This is a genomic window from Acinetobacter sp. Ver3, from assembly GCF_000632455.1.
In the GTDB taxonomy this organism is placed as follows: Bacteria; Pseudomonadota; Gammaproteobacteria; order Pseudomonadales; family Moraxellaceae; genus Acinetobacter.
In genome coordinates this window covers 1-4,377 of record NZ_JFYL01000114.1, presented here as the reverse complement: position 1 = coordinate 4,377, position 4,377 = coordinate 1, and the positions used below count along the sequence as shown (strand labels likewise).

Here is a 4,377-nt window from a genome sequence, read left to right as displayed (position 1 = left end):
TTTTTTATATTTTGACTACATCATTTAAGATATGAAATAAAAGTTGTTGAATTGTTGTAGTTGATTTGGACAAGATCTTGTTTATTTAAACAGAGATACTTATGATTTTGGTGGAAAACCAACGAGTATAGACGGAAATATCATTAAGAATAATGTATATTATGTCACATTAATGCATAGAAAAATTTTGGAGAAAAAATGAGCATTATTAAAGAGTTTAAAGAATTTGCCGTAAAAGGCAATGTAATGGATCTGGCGGTCGGTGTGATCATTGGTGGGGCGTTTGGTAAAATCATCGATTCAATGGTTAAAGATGTCATCATGCCAATTATCAGTTGGATCTTAGGCGGTGATGTAGATTATTCAAACTGGTTTGTTGTATTGGGCGATAATCCAAATAACCTTACAACGCTTGCTGCTGCTCAAGAAGCAGGTTTAAATGTTTTGGCTTACGGTAATTTCTTGACGATTCTCATTAACTTCATCCTGCTTGCATGGGTGGTATTCTGGTTAGTGAAATTGATGAATAAAATGCGTCGTAAGCAAGAGGAGGAAGCTCCAGCACCTGAAGCTACTCCAGAAGATATCGAATTACTTCGTGAAATTCGTGACGAATTAAAACGTAAAGGTTAATGCTTTTACAATGAAAACGGCGCTAAATGCGCCGTTTTTTATATCTCATCATTTTTTTAAATCGCCCGAAATCCCCCTTTGTCAAAGGGAAGCTGGGAGGGATTGATTCTTAGCTCTTTCTTGCGAAGCGATGATTCTCATCTCCTAAAAGGAGAGGGAAATCCAGGAAGTTTAAAGATCCATACGAAATTTAATTTCGAGTAAATGCCAGCCGAATTGACTCTTAATTGGTCCATGTAATTCACGTTCAGCCAAACTAAAAACTGCCTTATCGATAGGACCAACCAATTGTCCTTTCTTAACCTCACCTAATTCCCCTCCTTTTTTTCCTGAGGGACAAGTTGAGTGTTGCTTAGCAATTTTAGCAAAATCAGCACCGTCTTTAAGCTTTTGTTTAAGTTGGATACACAGGTCTTTATCTTTGACTAAAATATGCCGAACAATTGCTGATTTCATTTGGATTTTACCTTTGATACAGGAATCTTTGAGGCTTGAGGTCGCTTAAGCGGTTGACACTCAGGGCAAAAGACAGAAGCACGTTGCCCGAGCTTAATATTTTCTAAAGTTGTTTCACAGTTGATGCACATTTCACCAGCGCGCCCATAAGCCAATAGCGTTTGTTGAAAGTAGCCATTTTCGCCCATGGCATTGGTGTAATCACGTAAAGTAGATCCGCCTAAATCAATTGCTTGTTTAAGGATTCGTTTGATTTCAATGACAAATTTTTCAATTTGTGACCGTGTAAGACTAGAGGCGGGTTGTGCAGGATGAATGCCCAAATTAAACAGACTTTCAGTTGCGTAAATATTTCCAACACCCACAACAATGTGGTTATCCATAATTGCAACTTTGACTGCAACACTCTTATTTTTAAATTTCTGCTCTAGATAGTCAGCATTGAAAGATTCACTTAAAGGTTCAGGTCCAAGCGTATCTAAAAGTTTGGATTGAGCATGATCATCCAGCCATAAAATGCAACCAAAACGACGAGGATCGTGGTAGCGTAATTGGATATCATCGAATTGTATGATGAAATGATCATGCTTTCTCAACGCATCACGTGAATCACTCAAACGAAAGCTTCCTGACATTCCCAAGTGCCATAACATGGTCACATTTTCAAATTGTGCCAAAATATATTTGGATCGACGTGTTAGCCCTATTAGTCGTTGACCGACCAATTGATTTACATCATTTGGTATAGGCCATCTCAGACTTGAATTATTGACTTGAACAGAAAGTACTTTTTGATTCAGCAAAGGGAGCAAGCTGGTTTTCGTGGTTTCAACTTCAGGTAATTCAGGCATGGAAACTCTGTTAAATGGGCGAGTAGAAAAATATTGGGTTAAATGAGGATATTGCAAGCAGCATCGAGTGAACTACAAGATATTACGCTTGAACAGAATATGATACATAATCCATCTAGTGCCTTCATGGTTAAGTTTTAAAATATTTTTTAAAGCATTCAATGATGAAATGAAGTTAGATGATTTATCACGTAAATGCGTTGTACACTGCTACAAATAAATGAATTTAAAATCAGGGAGATTCAGTGTGGCAAAATTATTTGAGCCAATTCAATTCGGAAATTTATCACTCAAAAATAGAATTATTATTGCTCCCATGTGTCAGTATTCTGCGAATGAAGCAGGGGAGCATAGTTTTTGGCATGAACAACAATGGGCGAGTTATGCATTGTCGGGTGCTGGATTATATATTATTGAAGCAACTGCGGTACAAGCTGTAGGTCGTATCAGTTTTGCAGATTTAGGGTTGTGGAATGATTTACAACGTGCACAATTAAAAGCATTGATTGATAAGGTAAAATCGATTGCTCCAACGCCAATCGCCATTCAGTTAGCGCACGCGGGACGTAAAGCTTCAACTGATAAACCATGGTTGGGACGTGGTCAATTCTCATCGAATCATGAACATGGCTGGCAAACGGTATCTGCAAGTGATTTACCATTTAATCCAGATGATCAGGCTCCTCATGAATTAAGTATCGAGGAAATCAAAAAAATTATCGATGACTTTGCAACTGCAGCAGTCAGATCTGTAGATGCAGGTTTTGATCTCATCGAAGTCCACGCGGCTCATGGTTATCTATTACATCAATTTATGTCCCCTTTATCTAATCGAAGAACAGATGAATATGGTGGAAGTTTTGAGAATCGCATTCGTCTAACTTTAGAGGTTTTTCAGGCGATCAAAAATGCTGTTCCAGACAACTATCCAATCGGTGTTCGTTTGTCTGCAACAGACTGGATGGAGCAAGAAAAGGCATGGAATATTGATGACTCAATTGGGTTATCAAAGGCATTAGAAAAACTTGGTGCAGTCTATATCCATGCATCATCAGGGGGATTACATGTCGATCAAAATATTCAGATTGGTCCTAATTACCAAGTTCCATTTGCGGAAGCAATCAAGAAACACGTAGACATTCCAGTGATTGCTGTTGGGCTGATCACTGAACCTCAACAGGCGGAAGATGTCTTACAACAAGGCAAAGCTGATGCAATCGGGCTCGCAAGGGCAATACTATTTAATCCAAGATGGCCATGGCATGCTGCTGCTCAATTAAAAGCAGAGGTTGAAATTAGTCCGCAATATTTACGATGCCAACCGCATGATGTGAAATCATTATTTAAGCCATATGCTGATAGATAAAATAGGCATAAAGGTATACTTAAAAAGTCATCCTGGGCAATAACGGCTGTTGTATGATAATTTGACTAACTCATACAATAGCTAGGGATGCTAAGTCATGGTTTTATCGGTCATTCTTCCGATTTTTTTACTGCTTTTTTCGGGATATGCTTCGGTTAAACTGAATTTACTTAGCAAAGAGCAAGTCTCCATTGTCGGTACATTCGTCATTCGAGTCGCTTTACCTGCTCTATTTTTACAAGCGCTTTCATCAAAAGATCTTGATGCGATATGGCAACCTGAACTTTTTTACAGTTATATTGTGGTGACTGCCTTTGTTTTTGCAATCGCTTTAGGGATTTTGGTAAAGCATTTTAAAAACAATTTAAGTGATGCTGCCATCCTCTCGATTGGAGCGTCAATGTCTAATACTGGACTACTTGGTACGGCCATTTTAAGTCTATTGATTGGTCATATTGCGCTTGCTTTTACTTCTTTAATTGTAATTATCGAAAGTGTTTTTCTTGTTCCAGCAGCTTTATTTATTGCGGGCTTGCAAGCTCAAAATCAGCAAGCAGTGCTCAATACATTAAAAAATAACTTTATAAACTTATGTAAAAATCCATTGTTTATTGGTGTGGTAATCGGAATTTTGTGCGCGGTTTTTCAGGTTAAACTGCCGCATTATATAGATCAAGTTTTCTTAATGATTGGTCAGACGGCATCTCCTTTGGCGTTATTTGTGATTGGCGGGAGCGTCGCAGGTTTAACCTTAAAATATGTCAACCAGCAGAGTCTTTATATTGTTCTATCATCCAACTTTATTTTTCCAATATTCATGTATTTGACTCTACGATTTATTGCTCAAGCACCGATGGATATCGTGTATGTAGGGACATTGATAGCAGCTTTACCTACACCTGCATTATTTGGAATGCTGGGACAAGCATATGGACTCAATGATCGTGCAATTACACCTTTATTGATGAGTACAGTCATTGGATTTATTGTGACTGCTGGATTAATTATTTTATGGTGGTAATTGAGTCAAACCAAAAATGTAAGCATAAATATCCTTTTCATATAAGAAAA

General features: G+C 37.9%; 5 protein-coding genes. 3 read left to right on the top strand and 2 right to left on the bottom strand.

Translation table 11 applies throughout. The features are described from left to right. The first annotated feature begins 198 nt into the window (after positions 1-198). Positions 199-633 carry a large conductance mechanosensitive channel protein MscL gene (mscL, locus tag CL42_RS15525; protein WP_035270698.1) on the top strand — a complete coding sequence of 145 codons (435 nt, stop codon included), beginning with the start codon at positions 199-201 and terminating at the stop codon, positions 631-633. 171 nt (positions 634-804) lie between these two features. On the opposite strand, the gene CL42_RS15520 is transcribed toward mscL, so the two are convergent. Both CL42_RS15520 and mutM read right to left on the bottom strand, forming a co-directional pair. After that, positions 805-1,089 carry a peptidylprolyl isomerase gene (locus CL42_RS15520; RefSeq protein ID WP_035270696.1) on the bottom strand — a complete coding sequence of 95 codons (285 nt, stop codon included), beginning with the start codon at positions 1,087-1,089 and terminating at the stop codon, positions 805-807. After that, positions 1,086-1,940: a bifunctional DNA-formamidopyrimidine glycosylase/DNA-(apurinic or apyrimidinic site) lyase gene (mutM, locus tag CL42_RS15515; RefSeq protein ID WP_035270694.1), complete on the bottom strand. Its 855-nt coding sequence runs from the start codon at positions 1,938-1,940 to the stop codon at positions 1,086-1,088. The genes CL42_RS15520 and mutM overlap by 4 nt, the downstream gene beginning before the upstream one ends. Positions 1,941-2,187: 247 nt before the next feature. Here mutM and CL42_RS15510 point away from each other — a divergent pair, with 247 nt between their 5' ends. After that, positions 2,188-3,306, top strand: a complete 1,119-nt coding sequence (locus CL42_RS15510) for an NADH:flavin oxidoreductase/NADH oxidase (protein WP_035270693.1) — start codon at positions 2,188-2,190, stop codon at positions 3,304-3,306. 97 nt (positions 3,307-3,403) lie between these two features. Beyond that, positions 3,404-4,327, top strand: a complete 924-nt coding sequence (locus CL42_RS15505) for an AEC family transporter (RefSeq protein ID WP_035270692.1) — start codon at positions 3,404-3,406, stop codon at positions 4,325-4,327. Positions 4,328-4,377: the final 50 nt, after the last annotated feature.

Bases quoted from the DNA above. Each gene is read 5' to 3' on its own strand.
- mscL (WP_035270698.1), top strand. From the start codon at position 199: ATGAGCATTATTAAAGAGTTTAAAGAATTTGCCGTAAAAGGCAATGTA.
- CL42_RS15520 (WP_035270696.1), bottom strand. From the start codon at position 1,089: ATGAAATCAGCAATTGTTCGGCATATTTTAGTCAAAGATAAAGACCTG.
- mutM (WP_035270694.1), bottom strand. From the start codon at position 1,940: ATGCCTGAATTACCTGAAGTTGAAACCACGAAAACCAGCTTGCTCCCT.
- CL42_RS15505 (WP_035270692.1), top strand. From the start codon at position 3,404: ATGGTTTTATCGGTCATTCTTCCGATTTTTTTACTGCTTTTTTCGGGA.